The organism is Vibrio variabilis (assembly GCF_003263785.1).
GTDB lineage: Bacteria > Pseudomonadota > Gammaproteobacteria > Enterobacterales > Vibrionaceae > Vibrio > Vibrio variabilis.
Genome location: NZ_JYJK01000002.1, coordinates 17,685 through 36,175 on the forward strand (window position 1 = coordinate 17,685; position 18,491 = coordinate 36,175).

Annotated in this window: 16 protein-coding genes and 3 pseudogenes; 10 read left to right on the forward strand and 9 right to left on the reverse strand. The window is 46.7% G+C overall.

Features of this window, described 5'->3' with window-relative positions:
* Positions 1 to 25: 25 nt before the first annotated feature.
* From TZ48_RS25630 to TZ48_RS00165, 6 genes are all read left to right on the forward strand, one after another.
* A complete protein-coding gene (locus TZ48_RS25630; RefSeq protein ID WP_275426382.1) occupies positions 26 to 397 on the forward strand; it encodes a glucuronate isomerase in 372 nt (123 codons plus the stop codon).
* Complete coding sequence (gene uxaC, locus TZ48_RS00150; RefSeq protein WP_275426383.1) at positions 279 to 1,460, forward strand: glucuronate isomerase; 1,182 nt, start codon at positions 279 to 281, stop codon at positions 1,458 to 1,460. The genes TZ48_RS25630 and uxaC overlap by 119 nt, the downstream gene beginning before the upstream one ends.
* Positions 1,457 to 3,496, forward strand: coding sequence for a heparinase II/III domain-containing protein (locus TZ48_RS00155; RefSeq protein WP_112477814.1), 2,040 nt, complete (start codon positions 1,457 to 1,459; stop codon positions 3,494 to 3,496). The genes uxaC and TZ48_RS00155 overlap by 4 nt, the downstream gene beginning before the upstream one ends.
* Positions 3,497 to 3,614: 118 nt before the next feature.
* The gene (locus tag TZ48_RS00160; protein ID WP_239670614.1) at positions 3,615 to 4,334 is read left to right on the forward strand and encodes an LD-carboxypeptidase; all 720 of its coding nucleotides are present in this window, start codon (positions 3,615 to 3,617) and stop codon (positions 4,332 to 4,334) included.
* Between the two features lie 23 nt (positions 4,335 to 4,357).
* Positions 4,358 to 4,648 carry a S66 peptidase family protein gene (locus TZ48_RS24535; RefSeq protein ID WP_239670615.1) on the forward strand — a complete coding sequence of 97 codons (291 nt, stop codon included), beginning with the start codon at positions 4,358 to 4,360 and terminating at the stop codon, positions 4,646 to 4,648.
* A 347-nt stretch (positions 4,649 to 4,995) separates the two neighbouring features.
* Positions 4,996 to 7,017 carry an autotransporter-associated beta strand repeat-containing protein gene (locus tag TZ48_RS00165; RefSeq protein ID WP_162674422.1) on the forward strand — a complete coding sequence of 674 codons (2,022 nt, stop codon included), beginning with the start codon at positions 4,996 to 4,998 and terminating at the stop codon, positions 7,015 to 7,017.
* A gap of 38 nt (positions 7,018 to 7,055) precedes the next feature.
* On the opposite strand, the gene TZ48_RS00170 is transcribed toward TZ48_RS00165, so the two are convergent.
* The 3 genes from TZ48_RS00170 to TZ48_RS00180 all read right to left on the reverse strand — a co-directional run bounded on the left by TZ48_RS00170 (position 7,056) and on the right by TZ48_RS00180 (position 9,735).
* A complete protein-coding gene (locus TZ48_RS00170) occupies positions 7,056 to 8,147 on the reverse strand; it encodes an alkene reductase (RefSeq protein WP_112477816.1) in 1,092 nt (363 codons plus the stop codon).
* 138 nt (positions 8,148 to 8,285) lie between these two features.
* Positions 8,286 to 9,167 (reverse strand): LysR family transcriptional regulator, encoded by an 882-nt coding sequence (locus TZ48_RS00175; protein WP_112477817.1) that lies wholly within the window; start codon positions 9,165 to 9,167, stop codon positions 8,286 to 8,288.
* A 40-nt stretch (positions 9,168 to 9,207) separates the two neighbouring features.
* On the reverse strand, positions 9,208 to 9,735 hold the full coding sequence (locus TZ48_RS00180) for a DNA mismatch repair protein (RefSeq protein ID WP_112477818.1): 528 nt from the start codon (positions 9,733 to 9,735) through the stop codon (positions 9,208 to 9,210).
* A 149-nt stretch (positions 9,736 to 9,884) separates the two neighbouring features.
* On the opposite strand from TZ48_RS00180, the gene TZ48_RS00185 reads away from it, so the two are divergent.
* Positions 9,885 to 10,529 (forward strand): hypothetical protein, encoded by a 645-nt coding sequence (locus TZ48_RS00185; RefSeq protein ID WP_112477819.1) that lies wholly within the window; start codon positions 9,885 to 9,887, stop codon positions 10,527 to 10,529.
* Between the two features lie 39 nt (positions 10,530 to 10,568).
* On the opposite strand, the gene TZ48_RS00190 is transcribed toward TZ48_RS00185, so the two are convergent.
* Positions 10,569 to 10,955, reverse strand: coding sequence for an MAPEG family protein (locus TZ48_RS00190; protein WP_112477820.1), 387 nt, complete (start codon positions 10,953 to 10,955; stop codon positions 10,569 to 10,571).
* Between the two features lie 375 nt (positions 10,956 to 11,330).
* Between TZ48_RS00190 and TZ48_RS00195 the strand changes: the two are divergent.
* The 3 genes and pseudogenes from TZ48_RS00195 to TZ48_RS00205 all read left to right on the forward strand — a co-directional run.
* Positions 11,331 to 11,423: pseudogene (locus TZ48_RS00195) on the forward strand (IS5/IS1182 family transposase); the annotation flags it as partial.
* Between the two features lie 131 nt (positions 11,424 to 11,554).
* Positions 11,555 to 11,812 carry a type II toxin-antitoxin system Phd/YefM family antitoxin gene (locus tag TZ48_RS00200; RefSeq protein ID WP_112477821.1) on the forward strand — a complete coding sequence of 86 codons (258 nt, stop codon included), beginning with the start codon at positions 11,555 to 11,557 and terminating at the stop codon, positions 11,810 to 11,812.
* The gene (locus TZ48_RS00205) at positions 11,800 to 12,102 is read left to right on the forward strand and encodes a type II toxin-antitoxin system RelE/ParE family toxin (protein ID WP_112477822.1); all 303 of its coding nucleotides are present in this window, start codon (positions 11,800 to 11,802) and stop codon (positions 12,100 to 12,102) included. Before TZ48_RS00200 ends, TZ48_RS00205 begins: the two co-directional genes overlap by 13 nt.
* Before the next feature lie 228 nt (positions 12,103 to 12,330).
* Here the strand turns inward: TZ48_RS00205 and TZ48_RS00210 are convergent, their stop codons facing one another.
* The 5 genes and pseudogenes from TZ48_RS00210 to malQ all read right to left on the reverse strand — a co-directional run bounded on the left by TZ48_RS00210 (position 12,331) and on the right by malQ (position 18,390).
* Complete coding sequence (locus TZ48_RS00210) at positions 12,331 to 12,822, reverse strand: VOC family protein (protein ID WP_112477823.1); 492 nt, start codon at positions 12,820 to 12,822, stop codon at positions 12,331 to 12,333.
* 181 nt (positions 12,823 to 13,003) lie between these two features.
* Positions 13,004 to 13,537: a TetR/AcrR family transcriptional regulator gene (locus TZ48_RS00215; protein ID WP_239670616.1), complete on the reverse strand. Its 534-nt coding sequence runs from the start codon at positions 13,535 to 13,537 to the stop codon at positions 13,004 to 13,006.
* Entirely contained in the window at positions 13,534 to 13,635 is a 102-nt protein-coding gene (locus TZ48_RS24540; RefSeq protein ID WP_239670617.1) for a TetR family transcriptional regulator, read from the reverse strand. The genes TZ48_RS00215 and TZ48_RS24540 overlap by 4 nt, the downstream gene beginning before the upstream one ends.
* A gap of 76 nt (positions 13,636 to 13,711) precedes the next feature.
* A pseudogene (glgB, locus tag TZ48_RS00220) lies at positions 13,712 to 15,894 on the reverse strand (1,4-alpha-glucan branching protein GlgB).
* 322 nt (positions 15,895 to 16,216) lie between these two features.
* Positions 16,217 to 18,390: pseudogene (gene malQ / locus TZ48_RS00225) on the reverse strand (4-alpha-glucanotransferase).
* Positions 18,391 to 18,491 lie beyond the last annotated feature (101 nt).

The window sequence follows — 18,491 nt, forward strand, 5'->3', positions numbered from 1 at the left end:
CAAAAAGTATTTCGAGATGAGACCCATGAACCAATACATCCATGACGATTTTCTTTTAACCTCGGATTTGGCTCGCCGCTTGTTCCATGACTATGCCAAAACCATGCCGATCATTGACTATCACAATCACCTAGATGCAAAGCAGATTTGGGAAAACCATCGCGCGAGTAACATCGCCGAATGCTGGCTGCATAGTGATCACTATTTGTGGAGGGCGATGCGAAGCAATGGCATTGAAGAACACTACATAACCGGCAACGCGCCAGACAAAGAAAAGTTTGAAAAATGGTGTCAAAACCGCTCCTTATCTACTCGGAAACCCGCTCTACCAGTGGTCTCACTTAGAGCTAGAGCGATTCTTCAACTGCTCATTACTATTAAACCCAGACAATTGTGATGCCATTTGGTCACACTGTGAGGCTGAACTTGGGACTTCTAAACTCACCACTCAGAGTGTATTGAAGCAGTGTAAGGTCACGACAGTTTGCACGACAGACTCACCACTCTCTGATCTTCGCTATCACAAACTGATTGCAGAGTCCGACTTTGACGTCGAAGTGCTCCCTACATTCAGAGCCGACGATTTATTTGCGTTTGGATCGCCAAGCGCTTTTCGCAATATGATTGATACATTAAGCACAATGACCTCGCTACATATTGTATCTATCAACGACTTCCTCCACGCGATTTCAAAGCGAATCGAAGCATTCCATGAAGTCGGCTGCCGACTATCCGATCTTGGTCTCACGCAGGTCAATTTTGCTCCTTGCTCCCATAAAGTTGCTCAGCAACTGTTTGAGAAGCTTCTAACCGGACAAGCCCTTAAAGATATCGAAAGCACACAGCTTAGCTCTTATCTGTTCAACCAATTGGGTCAACACTATCACAGCCGTGGCTGGGCAATGCAGCTTCATATTGGTGTGCTGGTTAACGTTAACGAACGCAGAAAACAGGAGCTTGGCGGTGGCACCGGATTTAGTGTGATGAATGATCGCCTCATTGCTGAAAATCTCACCCAGCTTCTCAGTCAATTAGATTTAACCAACCAACTACCGAAGACGGTGCTGTACAGCATCAATCCGAACCATAATGCGTTACTCAGTTGTATTGCCGGTGCTTTTCAAGACAGTGACTCCGCCGCAGGAAAAATCCAGTTTGGCGCAGCATGGTGGTTTAACGACCACAAAGACGGCATGGAAGCGCAGCTCACCACGTTAAAGAACTTGGGCGCCTTAGGTCGATTCATCGGTATGTTAACCGACTCTCGCAACGTATTTTCCATGAGCCGTCACGAATATTTCCGCCGTGTACTGTGCAATCAACTCGCCTCTTGGGTTGAAAATGGCGAGCTTCCAAATAGCGACGCTCTGCTCAAAGAAACCATCGAAAACATCTGTTATTACAACGCACAGCGCTACTTTAATTTTCATCAATCCAAACTCACAGGGGATGCTCAATGATCCAGTTTAGCGAACAACAAATTCAATCCATCAAACAGCGCGCTTCTGAGCAAACCATCGCCCAACTAATAGAAGACAATCGTGTTGTGCTTAATAGCGACACCTTGGTTCCGCCTGATGGCCGTGCGACTTGGAACCTCTATTACTTTTGCCCTGAGCATGGCGTCCGTCTAACATGGGATCGTGAAAAGCCCCTCTCGCACTGCTGCCCTGTTGACGGCAAAGAGTTCACGGGTGAACCTTATGATGGCGCTTGGTGGCGATGGCTAAATGGCCTGAATGCAAAAGCGTGCTACGACCTTGGCTTACTGTGGAATCTAACCGGTGAGCAACGTTTCTTCGATAAGGTTAAAGACATCTTACTTCAATCCGCTAAATACTATCCGGATTACGAAGTTCATGGTGGTATCCCTTACAACGGCCCCGGTAAAGCCAATGCGCAAACCCTATGCGAAGCAAATTGTCACCTAGACCTTGCTCGCGGTTATGACTTTATTCGTGAGCAACTAACAGCTGACGAGCAGTCGTACATCGAACAGCGCCTACTTCGTGAAGGGGCTGAGTTTTTGATGGAGTACCGAACTGACCAGCTCCACAACCATGAGATGAAAATCAACGCCACGATTGGTGTCATTGGGCTTATCTTAGAAGAGAGCCGCTACATCGATTTTGCTCTGAATACTGACTACGGGATCCACTATCAACTTAACCACGGCTGCTCAGAAGAGGGGATGTGGTTTGAAGGCTCAATTCACTATCACTACTACGCCTTACAAGCGCTGTTGAACTTTGAAAAGATCGCCTACTCGACGCCTCATTCAGTAAGCTCAAATCCTAACTTTCTGAAGATGCTCAAGTTCCCACTTAACTTGGTGCTGAATACGGGTGACTTCCCGCGCCTTAATGACTGTATTGCCGGGCAAGAGCGCATTACTCATTCCCACTTGTTTGAGTTTGCCTACGCGCAGTACCCTTGTGATGAGTTTGCGAGTGTTCTAACCAGCATCTATCAAAATATCTCCAGAGATAACATTGATGCACTTCTTTACGGCGTCGATGAGCTTCCAAAAGCTGCGCCACTGCAATGTCAATCTATCCATACCGCTCAAGCGGGCGTAACGATTCATTACGACCAAAACAATGATCATTCGCTACTTCTCAAGCACAGTCCATATGGCGGTGAACACGATCACTACGATCGATTGGGCTTGATCATTGTTCGAAATGGCAAGGAGATCTTGCCCGATCTCGGCACCACCGGATATGGTGCAGAGCTGCACTATGGCTACTACAAGAATACCGCTACGCACAACACTCTTGTCGTTAATCAGCAGAACCAATCGCCAATCGACCCTACATTGCTTCACTTCTCTAACTCACCTATTTGCAAAGTCATTGATACGCTTGCCGATTGGAACCAACCACCAGCGGAAGTGGATAGCCACACTATCGAACAGTGGGATAGCAAGGCCTATCAGAACATTATGTTCAGACGTATATTGTTCTGTGTTGGCGAAGCGTATGTCGAAGCAAACCTGATTGCCAACCCACATCAGCAACAGTTGGATTTGACTTACCACATTCGCGGTGAGCATACCGACACGGATAGCTTTGAGAACTGCTCTAACCCGCTACCGGGCGCACTAAACCGAATGACAAATACACGTCAGTTAAGTTCGGTTTCTGCACACTCCCATCGCTACACCATTGAAGGACAAACGCCATTTAATCAGAGAATGGTGTTCAGTTCGCCGTGCGACGTCTTGATAGGTGAAGCGCCAGATAACCCAGCAACATCAAACCTTGCGTACACCTTGATTCGCTCCAATGCGACCGCGTTAAACACCTTGGTGCTACACGACCTATCGGAAAACGCAGAGCTTCTACTTGAAGACGTCTCTTGGAGCGACACTGAAATCACATTCAGTATTAATCAAGATGGCAACAAAACCACCATCACCTATAACTTGCATTCGCATTCTTTGCGAACGCGCAGTTGGCAGCCTGAAAACGACAATTTAGCATTCAGCGAGTAATACTATGGCCAGCTCTCTATCGAGAGCTGGCTTAATCTCAATTCAAATCCGCTAACTAATTGTCACTCATACACAAAATCGCTACTCTGGTTTTAACACTTTTGAGCCGGAGCCATCCATGAAATACCCCAATCCTCTCACCAAAGGCCGCACCATAGGTATCACCGCATTCTCATCCGGTATTTCACCTAAACACAATGCTCGTTTTGAATGCGTTACCAACCACCTCAAGTCGCTGGGCTATCACATAGTGGTTGGAGACTGCTTGTACGACCAAGGAAAACATGTCAGTGGCTCGGCAAAGCAAAGAGCCGAAGAGCTGATGTCAATGCTACTGGATGACCGCATTGATGCGATCTACCCACCGTGGGGCGGAGAGGTTGCGATGGAGCTACTGCCGCTGATTGACTTTGAAAGACTCAAGCAGGCTCGCCCTAAATGGATTCTGGGATTTTCCGATGTCAGCACGATATCGGCGACCTTTGCTTGCAAGCTAGGCTGGGCGACTGGGCATTGTTCTAATCTTATGGATCTCTCGACTAACTCCAATGATCCCCTCACTTCTAACACCCTAACCTATTTTGCGACGCCGTCAGGAGAACGTTTTACCCAGGTTTCACTCCCTTTCTACGCCAGTCAATGGCCGGATTTTGTGAATCAGCCAGAATCCGGGTTTAACCTTGATACTATGACTCAATGGCAATGGCTAACAAAACCGCAGCACGCTGAAGTCATCGAAGGTCGACTGATTGGTGGGTGCTGGGATACGCTGTCACATCTTTTCGGCACGGAGTACCTCGATCTCAAAGCGATGTCAGAACGCCATCCTGAGGGCTAATTCTCTACTTGGAGAATGCAGAGATGCCGCCAACGGAAGTGGCACGAAGCATTCTAAGCATGGAATATCGTGGCGTCTTTGAATGTATTAACGGCTTACTTATAGGCCGCAGTGCAGCACCAGATGAAACCGATCCTAATCGCCTCAGTTATTACGAGTGTCTAAGACAATACCTCAGCGATATCCCGATTCCAGTTATGATTGATCTCGATATTGGCCACAAGCCGCCCAACCTATCTTTAGTAAATGGCGCCATAGCAAAAGTAGAACTCAATAACGAGGCAAGAGGCAGTATCACTCAAACATTTAGTTAGTAAACACTGGGGCATACACAATAGCATTCGAGAAGGCATCAAAAATTTCATCTATCGTAAAGTTAGCCAAGTTGATATGTGACATTCATTCAACTTCCCGCTCAAAAAATAAAAAATAAACTAAAACCAAAAAAACTTAAGCCATTGAATTAAAAGAAAAAGAAAAAAATAAGATATTACAGCAGCACCCAACATAACTGTATGATATGCAACAGTTTAATAAAACATTAATAATCAAAATCTAAAGTCCAATCCAAATTTTAACTCTGTGATTGGAAACTATGAGAATACACACCAACAAAAATCTTCTAGCGATTATTATCGGATCCGTCTTTACTGCAAGTTTGATGGGATGCAAAAGTTCTGAATCAAATACAGTCCTTAAACCAAATGCTCCTTCAGGTATTGGATACGAACTGCATGTTCCAGTTCCAGAAACTGACTACCCACTCCCTATGGTGAGCAATGGTCAAAATAATAGTGACAGTGCTGTTCAGTTCAATATCGATCATAACCCGCTAACCACGTTACTATCTGGCATGAACGATATATGGACTGCTGGGGTAGATGGTTGGCAAAACAATGCAAATGGTGATGGACCTGAGTCTTTTGCTCACCAAGAAATCTTAGATGCTGACGTTTGGCGTCACAATATTCAATATGTTGTCGATGTGACAAACAACAGAACACTCGAGCAAGCCATTGAAAGTTACTCTGATGATCGCCGAAGCAAAAACTACAGTGTTATTGACGCTTTCGGCCCTTTGACACAATCCTATCTTGATGGCTCTGAGGCCTATGTAGATATTGATGTACCTAAGGTCACGGATATCACCGAAAACTATCATTTCTTTGCGCATCACAATGATGGTGGAGACTATACTGGCAACGAAACCTCGCCTCTCGGCGACGTGGTTCGATTAGTTAGGGATCTCCGTAACTCTTCTGCCTCAACAAACCCGTCAAAATACATCTACTCTACCCCTCGTCCTTGGCGAATGGACGACGATGGTGATGTCGTTCATCTCGGTTCCGGCAGCCATTCATGCGTGCAACTAAATGGGGAGATTGAACAGAGAATTTACGACAACTACCAAAGTAGCGTCGATGTTCTACCTGGAGTGTTCTGCGCAGGCCGTCACCATGGTTCTGATCCATTAACTGACAATGGTGAAAACCGTAGAAAAGATGGAGGCTATCCTAGCGGTCACACTAACGCAGGCTATCTCGCTGCGATGGGCTATGCCTATGCATTTCCTGAGCGATTCGCTGAATTCATTACGCGCGGTTCACAAATGGGTGAAAATAGAATATTGACTGGAATGCATTCTCCAGTTGATGTCATTGGCGCCCGCATTCACTTTCAGGCAGTTTCAGCGTACGCCCTCTCACAGCAGAATGTGTACGACAATGCTCAAAGAGCTTATGAAAACACCCACGAGTACTTTACAGATTTAGCACATGCTGATGGCTACTCATCTCTTTATGACTATGCTCATCGCAAAGTAGCACCTGAGAACGAGGTAGGTTACGTCGATGGCGAACACGCGATTGTTTATGTAGGTGACAACAATCGTTACTCCAACAACGATGAAAACAAAAAGTTGTATAGAGAACGAATGACATATGGATTTGAACAAGACCTCAGTAAAGCAGGTCAAAAGCCTATCGTTCCAAAAGGTGCTGAGAGACTGCTCGAAACGCGCTTGCCTTACCTGTCCGATGCTCAGCGAAGAGCGGTTCTCTATACGACATCCATCGATTCTGGCTACCCTATTCTTGATCAGTCTAACGGTTGGGGAAGAATCGATCTTGTGACTGCGGCTGACGGCTACGGAGCATTCGAAGGTGATGTAAAAGTGTATATGGATGCCGAAAGAGGACGTTTCAACGCCAACGATAGTTGGAGAAATGACATTGCAGGAGAAGGTAAGCTGAGAAAGTCTGGTAGTGGCATACTAACGCTTACCGGCGAGAACACTTATGCAGGTGGTACTATTATCGAACAAGGGGTGTTAGTAGCTGGCTCACCGACCGCATTTGGAACTGGTGATGTCTATATAAATGGTGGCACATTGAAAGTCGACAGCGATATACAGTTGACTCTCGCCAACAATTTAACGATCAGTAGTGGCGATCTAGCGATAGAGGTTTCAAAAGACGCCTCTCTTAAAATCGCAAGTCTCGCTTACCTTGATAGCGCTTCGTTAACACTAACATTTGGAGAAAATGCTCCCCAACCAGGAGAGCGCTTTACCATCCTCACCGCAAACAAGATCCATGGTGAATTTAACTCTATTGAGTCAGACAATAATGTCGAACTCTCTGTCGACTACGGTGCAAGCGCCATAACGGTAACAGTACTATAAAATAGTAAAGGGGGCGTCTACTGCCCCCTTCCTCAAATCTAAGCGCTGTACTCGGGATAATCGATATACCCTTTCTCATCACCACCATACAAACTCAGTCTTGCATCGGCATCAAACTCAGCCAGTGGCCAGTTGTTTTTAAAGCGCGCCACAAGATCTGGGTTGGTCACATACGGCGTGCCAAATGCCACAAGGTCGGCGTAGTTGTTTTCAAGCAGTGCAATGGCACTCTCTTTCGTTAGCTTGCCTGCAATCATAATAGGGTTCGGGTAAATGTCGCGCACCTCTTTACGGAATGACTCTGGCGCTTCAACATAACGCGAGATATTTTCAGAGAAATGCACATACGCAAGATTCATTGGAGCCAGCGCAACGAGTGCCTTTTTCACCACTTCGACAATCTCTGGATCTTCTTCAGCAAAGCCTTCCATGACGTGCGGCGAAACACGAATCGCGACTTTGTCACCGCCGATTTCATTCACCACCGCTTGCATCACCTCAACAAGTAGACGGATACGGTTTTCTTGAGTGCCACCATATTGGTCGGTACGTTGGTTGCTAGAAATACGCATAAACTGGTCAAGCAAGTAACCGTGCGCAGCATGGATTTCAATACCATCAAAACCCGCTTCAATTGCATTTTTCGCGGCTTGCACATAATCGGTAATAGTTTGCTGAATATCTTGCTCAGTCATTGCGCGAGGTTCGCCGGTTTCAATCATACCGAAACCACCTTCCGGTAGCGGGCCGAATACTTGGTCAGCTTCTTTGATCGCCGACGCAGACAAAACCTGCTCACCCGTGATGGATTCATGGCTACGGCGACCCACGTGCCAAAGCTGAATGAAGACTTTGCTACCTTGTTCATGGATCGCTTTCGTGACTTTTTTCCAGCCATCGATGTGTGCTTGAGTATAGATACCTGGGGTCATGGAGTAACCACGACCAATGGCCGAGATCGGCGCACCTTCTGTGATGATAAGACCTGCATTGGCGCGCTGTGCGTAGTAAGTCGCCATCATGTCATTCGGCACATCACCCGGTTGAGTGGTGCGAGAACGGGTCATCGGTGCCATCGCGATGCGATTGCTTAGCTCAAGTTGGCCGTAGTTAAAATTAGAAAAGATCATGTCGTATGCCCTCAATATCGTAATGGGGACATTTTAGCGACGAGTGACCTCTAGATTGAGAGCAATAATCGCAAATGGCTTTTGTCAAAAATGCAAAAGCCGCCGGAACAAAGAAGGAAGCAAAGAAGGAGATAACGACTACAGCGATAGCCTAGGCTGGATAAACTCAATAAACGCCGTAATGCGGCGCGCGACCGACGATGAGCGGTAATAGACCGCATTGACTTGCTCGCGACCCGTCGTAGTGAGTTTTTCTGACTCAAGAAGTGGCACCAAGCGCCCTTCTTCAATATCTTGTTTCACCATAAAGCCCGACATACACGCAATTCCATTACCTGCTAAAGTTAACTGGCGCACCGTCTCACCGTTACTCGACACCATGCTTGGCTGAATCGTTGGATTGCCGGGGAGTGGCCATTGGTTAAGCACCTTTGCACCGACAAACCCGATTAAACTATGCGTACTCAAATCAACGGCCGATTTGGGGTAACCACGCTGTGCAAGGTAATCGGGTGACGCGACGAGATACAACAGGCTCTTTCCTAGCGGTTTAGCATGCAACGTTGAGTCAGTTAACTTACCTATGCGAATCGCAACATCGGTGCGCTTCTCAAGTAAATCAACAAACCCTTCGTTGGAGGTCAGCTCAAGCTCAATATCTGGGTACTCTCTATTAAACTCCGCGATAAGCGGCACCAGTTGATGCAGTACAAATGGGCTAGCTGCATCGACTCTCAATCGCCCTTTTGGCAGTTCGCCTCTAGCCACAATCTCTTCTTCGGTCTGCTGTAGAATACGTAGCCCTTCACGGACGCCCTCCACAAACTGACGACCTTCGTCAGTGAGCTCAATGCGGCGAGTGGTACGATTCAATAGCGTCACTCCAAGTTGGGTCTCAAGCTTACTCACACTGCGCGACACTTTGGCCACTTGAATGTCGAGCGCTTCTGCGGCAGCGGAAAAACCGCCACTATCGACAACAGAGAGTAATATTTCCAGATCATCAGAACGAGTGAGCATCTTTATTTCTTAAATTGCAAAAGTGATGTCTTAAAGTATATCAATTCGGCAACGAACGGCGAGAAAGATCACGAGCTAAAATCAGCGCCAGTCCGAGAATTTGCAGAAACACCGCGATGTTTTTGTAATACGCCATGTCTTCTTCGACGCTTGCGAGCGTTTCTGAGAGCTCCAAATTGTCGAGATAGAGCCCATCAATCAAGTCACGCTGCGTATCTTGCGCGCTATTGATCATAGCCATCAATTCAGGGAGGTGTTTTCGATGAATCAGAGGAACTTGAGCGGTGACCCATTGAGATAGCTGCCCCCTCAACATATCCGCTATATCAGTATCAATATCATCACCATCAAGGTGCAGCAGCAATGCTTCACGTTTTCTTTCCAGCGTTTCTACTTGATTCCAAGCAAGCTGCATCGAATACAGATTTGCTTCTTTGCGTTCCTGTATTACAGCAATATCGCTCGACATTCTGTCCAGCACTTGGCTTGAAAGCACAATCGCCATCACATTAAGGATAAGACCAATGGAGACCATCACCCAAGCTGGCGGCAGTAATGCTCGTGTCATCCCTATCTTCCTCCGTTTTTATTCAGTGTAGGCAACAATCGTGATTCGTCACACAACTGGCATAAAATCAATCAGGTACCTAACCTTATAGTAGCGGTACTGAGATTTACCCGAGTGAAACCAGCTGAGTGGCCATGTATCGAGTGTCTATGCATCAAGTAAAAATGTACCAACTGACCCTGTATCAACTACTGTTCATCATTGTTGCTTCTACTCCTTGCGCAGCTAGCGCAAGCTGGTTCAACGAGCACAATATTGATAAGTTTGACCGCGTCGAAACCCACAGGGTGTGGGGGTTTGGTGATCTAGTTGAAGATAAATTTACCACTTACGGTATTCGCTGCGATGATCGCTCGAAGTTGCTCATCACCTTCGGCCTTGCTCAAGACTTGGATGAAGAAAACGCCAAAGTGGATTTGGTATTTAAAGTCGACGACAACAAACCACTGGCTTTTGAAGGGCAACTGTTCTCAAACAGCAAAGAATCAGGATTTGTGAGAGCCGACAAGCAAAACTTGGCGCTGATCAATCGACTGATATTACAAAGTAAGGAAGGCCGCACGGTGGATATCCGAGCCTCCAATAAAGACCAAAGTCAGTTTATTGAATACTCGGTATCGCTCTCTGGGTTTACCCGATTTAGCCAAGCCACCAGAGACGCTTGTGGGGTTGGAACGATCAAGCTCGCCGTCACTCCGAAAGACAAGGCTGAGCTTGTTCGACTCAAACAGCAGCTTAAAGACATAGAGAAGAAAATTGCCGAGATTGAGGCTAAGTACTCGACTGGTTTTTAGCCTCTTTTCACCCCAAAGTGGAAAGTAATAATGGCTTCACTACCAAAGCTTATCAAAAGGAAGGTAAAGAAGGTTTGAGACGATAAGCCCCGCCATCGCAAAAACAGTGATTTGCATTCCCCTCACCCGACCTTTGAAGCGTTTGTTGAGTATCCCGTGAGCGTGCAGGCAGCGCCCAATAACAAAGCTCACTCCAATGACATGAATCCAAATCGCGGGGGCGCCGTTGTACTCAACGAAGGCCATGAGAATTAGAGTAATAGGAATATAGTCGACAGCATTGCCTTGTGCGCTTCTCGCAATCTGCAAGGCTTCCACGCCTCCATCGGCATAGGCGACCTGATTCGATCGTCGCTGTTTGATCACCTGAAATGAAAGCCAAATCATTAGTGACGCAAGAAGAGAGCCGTACAACGCAGTTATCATCAATAAACCTTATTTTTTATTAAGTTAAGTCTATTGAGTGTAGACAAGAATCTCGGTATCTCCACTGGCAATCCCCCCTCCCAGAAACAAGACTCAAATAAGAAAACGCCGCGAAACTCAGGAGCAGCGGCGTTAATGGCAGGGGATTTAGTTTTTTAAATGGAATATTAACTTCGTTCGCTAGGCTGTATTTTGCAGATCTAATGGCGCCAATAAAGCATCCGATTCGACAAGCCATTGCCCTACGATGCGGTTGAACTGTTATCACGATTGATGCACTGCATTGCCAGCGTGAAACTGCGTTGTTGACCAAATCAATTGAACCTTTCCCCAGGCCTGCGATCTGATCCCATGCAGTCGAAGCATGGTGTCTTTATGGGTAAGTCCAAAAGGAAGTTAGCAAACTATAGTGAGTGCAATGAAGCCTTGTGCCAGCGAGGCTCAGTAACATTTTGGATTGACGACTCGTTGAATGGCAGAAACATAAATGGAATGCAAAAGTGGAAGAAGTCCACCTATAAAGCGCTAACCGTCATGGAGCTTGATAAACTGAAAGTGATAGAATAGTATCACTCTAGTATTCCTTTGGAGCAGCTCTCATGAAAGTAGAACTAGTTACATCACTTAAACGTCAAGCAACTAAGATCCTCGCAGACCTCCACGAAACTAAAGAGCCTGTGTTAATAACCGAGCATGGCAAACCATCCGCGTATCTCGTTGATGTTGATGATTACGAGTTTATGCAAAATCGTTTGGCTATTCTTGAGGGTATAGCACGAGGCGAGCGCGCATTAGCTGACGGCAAAACTGTAAGTCATGATGAAGCCAAGGACAAAATGTCTAAATGGCTAAAATAATCTGGACTGACCCAGCGTTATCTGACCTTAACGATATAGCTGAATACATCGCAATTGAAAACACTGTTGCGGCAAAGCAGTTAGTACAAATGATCTTCTCCAAAGTCGAGCGCTTACAAACTTTCCCGGAGTCTGGTCGTATTCCTCCCGAGCTAAAACATCTACGTTATCGTGAAGTTGTCGTTAATCCCTGTCGTGTTTTCTATAAGCAAGATGGTGACAAAGTTTTTATTCTGTTTGTCATGCGAGTTGAGAGAGATTTGCGCAAGTTCCTACTGAGTAAGCAATAACCTTTGGAAATGAGTAAATAACAAACGGCTATAACACTACTCGCCTTGCTCGAAGTAATCCGTACATATCTAAATCAGAAGATTCACTGACACGGAAATGTCCAGAACAATGCCGAGTGGAGATGTAGTACAGATTTTCCCTCAACGTTTTTTAGGCCACAGAACTAAAATGCCCACAAGACCTGGCATCTCGTGGGCATGAAAACTTTCACTTATCAGATAAGAGCATTACTCGTAATCAGAAGCGTAAGTGTCTTCGTAAGAGTGAGAGTAGAACTCGAATAGGTTGCCAAACGGGTCTTCTAGGTAAACCATCTGCGCTTGCTTAGAATCATCTTCTGGGTGGTAACGGTGAATATCCATACGCACTTTACCGCCGAACTCTTCTACACGTTTGATTGCTGATTCAAACTGCTCTTTTGGAAGCTGTAGACAGAAGTGGAAGATACCTAGGCGAGAAAAATCAACATTGTGACGCTCGTCGCGGTCAACCATTTCGAACAACTCCACGCCGATGCCATCAGTTGTCACTAGGTGAGCAATGTTGAAACCTTTAAAGCCTTCACCAAATACGGCAATACACATACGACCGATTGCTGACTCGCGCTCTTCGATAACTTTTGTATTGTTCATTACAACGCGAAGACCTACCGCTTTAGTGTAGAACTCTACCGCTTTGTCCATATCGCCAACCATGATACCAACGTGATTCATTTTCATAACTTTCTCCAAAAACTGATTTGATTATTTGTTTCGTGTTTCGTTTCGATGTGGAGAAGTATAAGCACGATGAACTTAAATAAAAAATTATCAAAAATTATTATTATGATAACAGAAATTTATAATTAATTTGGTAATGATTCATTGGTCTACATGTAAGAGTGAACGTTACTAGGCACAACTAGTTCTCTGTCTTATATTTCAATTTCAACTTAGTCAGCACCTCTTTCCCTTTATCGGTACTATAAGGCCACAACAGAACGATAAACTTAACAACACCGCGATTCACATCGGCTTTGGTTATCGACTTGCTCACGGAGTTTGCCATTAAATAGCTTACCCAGAAGCCACCAACGACGCGCATCAATTCAATGAGCTCATCGATTTGATCATCGTCGATGACAATAAATCCGTCGCGGCGCAGATTAAGCACCGACTCGTGAGCTCTGGCGACCAGTACATCATGCGCTTGCAAGTAGGCTTGATGCAGGGCTTTATCGCGCATCACGATTTCAGGCATGCTGGCGTGGAAGAAACGAAAGCGCCAGATACTGCCAAATACTTCTTCGCAATAGCGTTGCAGGTAAACCTCCGCAGGCGTGTCACTGGATACCGGAACAAAGGACTCACGTACGTAGGCGATGTAGTCGGAAAATATCGACTTTATGATGTCTTCTTTATTGCGAAAGTAGTAATAGAGATTGCCAGGACTCATCCTAGGTGGGCGGCAATATGGTTGGTGGTGATGGCGCGCTCGCCTTTCTCATTGAATAGCTTCAAGCTGGCTTGAATGATTTTATCTCGGGTCTTCATACTCGTTAACGAATCTACCTCTCTCGCAGAGCGTGATAAACAAAAGCCCCAGCAAAGTGCTGGGGCTTCAACTCATTTAGCCTTGGTATTTGTAGAATACTGTTGAAAGCGGTGGCAAACGCAGTGATAGAGACTGAGGCTGCGCTTCACTCTCAACACTTTCCGTTTCTGCCACCTGAGCCACACCAAAACCACTGCCTGCATAGAGCTGTCGTCGGTGTTTAGCAATAGCTCATAACGACCCGCTAGCGGTACACCCAATCGGAACGCTTCGTGTGGCACTGGCGTAAAGTTGCTGATAACCAGCACACGTTCGCCGTCTTCGCTAATGCGCTCGTGCGCTAAAATACTCGCTTCTGCGGCATCTTGCAGTCGCCACTCAAAACCTTGCGGATCTGAGTCTTGATCAAACAGCGCTTTTTCTCGGCGATAGAGTAAGTTCAAGTCTTTCGTCAGCGCTTTCACACCTTGGTGGCGCTCAAAATCAAGCAAGAACCATTGCAGCTGGTCATCGTGGTTCCACTCACCGGTTTGACCGAACTCAGCACCCATGAAGTTTAGCTTCTTACCTGGCTGAGCGTACATGTAACCTAGGTAAGCACGAAGGTTCGCTGTTTGTTGCCACTCATCGCCCGGCATCTTGTTATGGATAGAACGTTTGCCGTATACCACTTCATCGTGTGATAGAGACAGAACGTAGTTTTCACTATGCGCATAAACAAGCGGGAATGTGATGGTATCGTGATGGTATTTGCGGTGAACTGGATCTTCTTGAATGTACGACAAGCTGTCATGCATCCAACCCATATTCCACTTAAACCCAAAGCCTAAACCACCAGCAAAGGTTGGTGCAGATACGCCAGGGAAAGCTGTCGATTCTTCAGCGATCGTCATGGCATTCGGGAAGTGCTTGTACACTTCTTCGTTCATCCATTTCAACGTCGCAATCGCATCGTAGTTTTCACGGCCGCCATCGACATTTGGGATCCACTGGTCATGACTACGTGAGTAGTCAAGATACAGCATAGAAGCTACCGCATCGACGCGGATGCCATCGATATGGAATTGCTCAAACCAGTAAAGGGCATTAGATACCAAGAAACGACGAACGTGCTCGCGTCCAAGATCGTAAATGTACGAGTTCCAATCTTGGTGCCAACCGCGACGTGGATCTGGATCGTGGAACAATGGCGTGCCATCAAAGTTCGCTAGGCCATGATCATCCGATGGGAAGTGCGCTGGAACCCAGTCGAGTACTACGCCAAGGCCAGCTTGGTGACACTGGTCGACAAAGTACTTAAAGTCATCTGGTGAACCAAAACGGCTGGTCGGTGCAAACAAACCTACTGGCTGATAGCCCCATGAACCGTAGAACGGGTGCTCAGACACTGGCATCAATTCAACATGGGTGTAGCCCATATCGGTCAAGTAAGGGATCAGTTCATCAGCCAGTTCGCGATAATTTAGGAAGTCACCATTGTCATTGCGTTTCCAAGAGCCTGCGTGCAGCTCGTAGAATGACAGTGCTTCTTTGCGTTTTTCTGTTACCGGACGCTGCTGCCAAGAGCTGTCTTGCCAGTCATAGCGGTCATGGTTATAAGTAACGGAAGAAAACGATGGGTATTGCTCAGAGTAAAAGCCCCAAGGATCCGCTTTGTGCGGCAGACCTTCACCATCCGGTCCTTTAAGTTCAAACTTATACTGAGTGCCTTCTGGCAAGTTCGGTACAAACAATCCCCAAATACCGTAGTCAAGTCGCTGCATTGGGTTGCGACGACCATCCCAAGCGTTGAAGTTACCGACTAGACTGACCGCGGATGCATGCGGTGCGTACACCAAGAAACGCGTACCTTCGATGGTTTCTCCATCACGCTCTTGGGTAATAAATTGCGCACCCATGTGGTGATACATCTCTTTTGGTGTATGCAGCTCTTCATACTCCGCATACAAACCGTGGTATTGGTATGGGTCATCGAGCAACTGCTCAGTGCCATTCCAATCAATCGCCAACTGATAGTGGGTAAATCGTAAATCGAGATCCGATTCAAGGATAAATCCAGACGCTTTGTCTCGCACCATTGGCATTCTGGTGCCATCTTTCAAAACAACCGTTACGGCGTCCGCGCCGGGCATCCAAACCCTTAGCGCATGAGTCTCATCTTGTAGGTATGGACCTAGAAATGAGAATGGGTCAGCAAACGATGCACTCGAGAGTCGATCGTACGCCTGTTGTTGTCTTTTAAGCCCTTTTTTGTTCAACGTTCATCTCCCTCGACCTAACACTGTGCCCCCCTTTTTATTGTTGAGTCTCAGCCAATGGCAAAGACGTCGGAGGCACAAAATAAAAAGCCCGCGATACGCGGGCTATCTGCAAGATTTCATTGTACTGGAAACATCTTGTACGGGAAGTGACAAGCGCCCAATTTTGCATTGCAATTGGCCTATTTCACCGACAATTTACAATATAAATTTGAGAATGATATAAGCCAGACGCCAAAACGAAGAAAAGCACGACTCTTTGGAAATGACAGAACAAATATCCAAGAGAGTCGTGCTTTGTTAGCGATTCAATAATCTATAATTAGCTGGCTTTCGCGCGTACTTCCGTTAGGCGTTTAGCGATGCGATTTACCCCTTCTTGAGCGAAGATTTCTTCTAGGTTCATCGACAGTTTACGACGCCAGTTCGGGTACTCATTAACCGTACCAGGAATGTTGACTGGCTTATCCATTTCTAGCCAGTCTTCTAGCTGAACACTAAGTAGTGCAGAAGAGCCCGCTGCTACGTGAAGCTGTAGTGCTTCGCTTAAATGCGCATCCATAGGGACAAGGCTTGCATCACGACCCACACCTTCAGGCAGGTAACCGTGCCATGCCACGCTATCTAGAATGCCTTGCTTACACACTAGGCGATCATCAAATAGCCCTGCGAGCTGTTCTTCATTTGGATACAGACCAATTTCGCGACCCATCTTCAGATCATCACAGTGCCAGAAGCCACGTAGCGTTGGCATATCGTGCGTACACAGTGCAGACATTGATTGATCTGCGTAGTGCTCAGGAGAAATAAAGCCGCCGTCTTCTGCTGTTTCGAAGAAGAACACCTTGTACGAGTGTACGCCTGCGTCACGAAGGATCTCTACGATTTCATCAGGCACAGTACCCAAGTCTTCACCGATAACGCTACATTGATGACGGTGTGACTCTAGCGCTAGGATGGCTAGCATGTCTTCTACTGGGTAGTAGATGTACGCACCTTTTGTTGCGTTCTCACCTTTTGGAATCCACCAAAGGCGCAGTAGACCAAGAACGTGGTCGATACGCAATGAGCCACAATGCTTCATGTTGGCGCGCAACAGTTGGATGTACGCATCGTAAGACGTTGCTTGCAGTACTTGTGGGTTGAGTGGCGGTAGACCCCAGTTTTGACCCAAAGGACCAAGAATATCTGGTGGCGCACCGATGCTAGCATCCATCACTAAGTTGCCATTGTCCGCCCAAGTTTCAGAACCAGAATCTGCCACACCTACAGCAAGGTCACGGTATAGACCGACTGCCATACCCTTCTCTTCTGCTAGTGCTTGAGCTTCGTTAATTTGAACATCAGCAATCCACTGCAAGTACATGTAAAGCTGAACTTTGTCTTGGTTATCGGCAATGAACTTCTGTGTCGCTGCATTTTCGAAACGGCGGTACTTCTCTGGGAATACCGGCCAGCCCCACATGTTGCTGTCTTCTGCATGAAGCTCAGCGTGGATCGCGTCGAACGCGGCTTGATGCAGTAGGCTCTCACCGCCTGCTTCAATGAAGTCTAGGAACAGTTTCGCGCGCTCAGACTGTTTGTCTAGGTGACGAGTCTTAAACTCATCGAATAGCAGCGGCAATACGCTCATCTTAAGCTCAGCCACTTCGGTGTAGTTCACCCAGTGTGACTCACGCGCTTTTTGTAGGCGTGCTTGGAACTCAGAGCCGCCAACGATTTGTTGTGCGTCTGCACTTAGTGCAAATTCCGCAACCGAGCTTACGTCGATGTAAAGAATGTTTAACCAGCGACGTGAAGATGGGCTGTATGGCTCGCGCCTTCTGGGTTTGCTGGGAATAGCGAGTGAATTGGGTTAAGGCCCACAAAATCACCGCCACGTGCCGCGATATCGGCAACCAGCTGTTTAAGATCGCCAAAATCACCAATACCCCAGTTGTGCTGAGTGCGAAGTGTGTAAAGCTGGATACTTGGACCCCAAAGCTTTTTACCTTCGTCAATTGCACTTTGCTTGTAGCAGGCACGAGGTGTGCGAATAAGCGTCATCTCGTAAGGCGCTTTGCGGCGCTTACGCTCTAGGTAAAGCTTGTGATAACCCCATGGAAGGTTGTTTGGTAACGCAAATACTAAAGGGCCACCCTCAGCACGTTCATCACGAACGATCTGAGATTGAAGATAGCCTTCAAGTACTTCTCCTTGCTCAGTCTCTAGACGCCAGCTGAAATCACTTTCTCTCGCGCTTACACCTAAATGAAGTTCTACTTCTACTGCATCACCGTCTTTAACAACCAGTACTGGATCGAGCACTTCTTTCTTGTGCTTTTTCTCAGCAGATTTTAGTAGTGATTCATCATTTGTCGTGTCGTAGCCTAAAGACGCAAGCAGACGAAGAATGGTTTCGTCCTCAACTTTGGCTTCATCGCCCCACGCACTTACGTAGCTGTCGGCTATTCTTGCCATCTCAGCAACTTGTTTTAATGCTGTTTGTTCTGTCATCGCTCTCTCCGAAGGACTTCTCTTAACCTTCAAATCGGTAGGGTTGTTATTAATTTATATAAAAAGCCAAGGTACCCCACTCAAACTGGGGTACCTTGGTT

What these genes read in the sequence shown, in the direction of transcription:
- TZ48_RS25630 (WP_275426382.1), top strand. Translation starts at nt 26, where the DNA reads ATGAACCAATACATCCATGACGATTTTCTTTTAACCTCGGATTTGGCT.
- TZ48_RS00155 (WP_112477814.1), top strand. Translation starts at nt 1,457, where the DNA reads ATGATCCAGTTTAGCGAACAACAAATTCAATCCATCAAACAGCGCGCT.
- TZ48_RS00160 (WP_239670614.1), top strand. Translation starts at nt 3,615, where the DNA reads ATGAAATACCCCAATCCTCTCACCAAAGGCCGCACCATAGGTATCACC.
- TZ48_RS24535 (WP_239670615.1), top strand. Translation starts at nt 4,358, where the DNA reads ATGCCGCCAACGGAAGTGGCACGAAGCATTCTAAGCATGGAATATCGT.
- TZ48_RS00165 (WP_162674422.1), top strand. Translation starts at nt 4,996, where the DNA reads ATGGGATGCAAAAGTTCTGAATCAAATACAGTCCTTAAACCAAATGCT.
- TZ48_RS00170 (WP_112477816.1), bottom strand. Translation starts at nt 8,147, where the DNA reads ATGATCTTTTCTAATTTTAACTACGGCCAACTTGAGCTAAGCAATCGC.
- TZ48_RS00175 (WP_112477817.1), bottom strand. Translation starts at nt 9,167, where the DNA reads ATGCTCACTCGTTCTGATGATCTGGAAATATTACTCTCTGTTGTCGAT.
- TZ48_RS00180 (WP_112477818.1), bottom strand. Translation starts at nt 9,735, where the DNA reads ATGACACGAGCATTACTGCCGCCAGCTTGGGTGATGGTCTCCATTGGT.
- TZ48_RS00185 (WP_112477819.1), top strand. Translation starts at nt 9,885, where the DNA reads ATGCATCAAGTAAAAATGTACCAACTGACCCTGTATCAACTACTGTTC.
- TZ48_RS00190 (WP_112477820.1), bottom strand. Translation starts at nt 10,955, where the DNA reads ATGATAACTGCGTTGTACGGCTCTCTTCTTGCGTCACTAATGATTTGG.
- TZ48_RS00200 (WP_112477821.1), top strand. Translation starts at nt 11,555, where the DNA reads ATGAAAGTAGAACTAGTTACATCACTTAAACGTCAAGCAACTAAGATC.
- TZ48_RS00205 (WP_112477822.1), top strand. Translation starts at nt 11,800, where the DNA reads ATGGCTAAAATAATCTGGACTGACCCAGCGTTATCTGACCTTAACGAT.
- TZ48_RS00210 (WP_112477823.1), bottom strand. Translation starts at nt 12,822, where the DNA reads ATGAAAATGAATCACGTTGGTATCATGGTTGGCGATATGGACAAAGCG.
- TZ48_RS00215 (WP_239670616.1), bottom strand. Translation starts at nt 13,537, where the DNA reads ATGAGTCCTGGCAATCTCTATTACTACTTTCGCAATAAAGAAGACATC.
- TZ48_RS24540 (WP_239670617.1), bottom strand. Translation starts at nt 13,635, where the DNA reads ATGAAGACCCGAGATAAAATCATTCAAGCCAGCTTGAAGCTATTCAAT.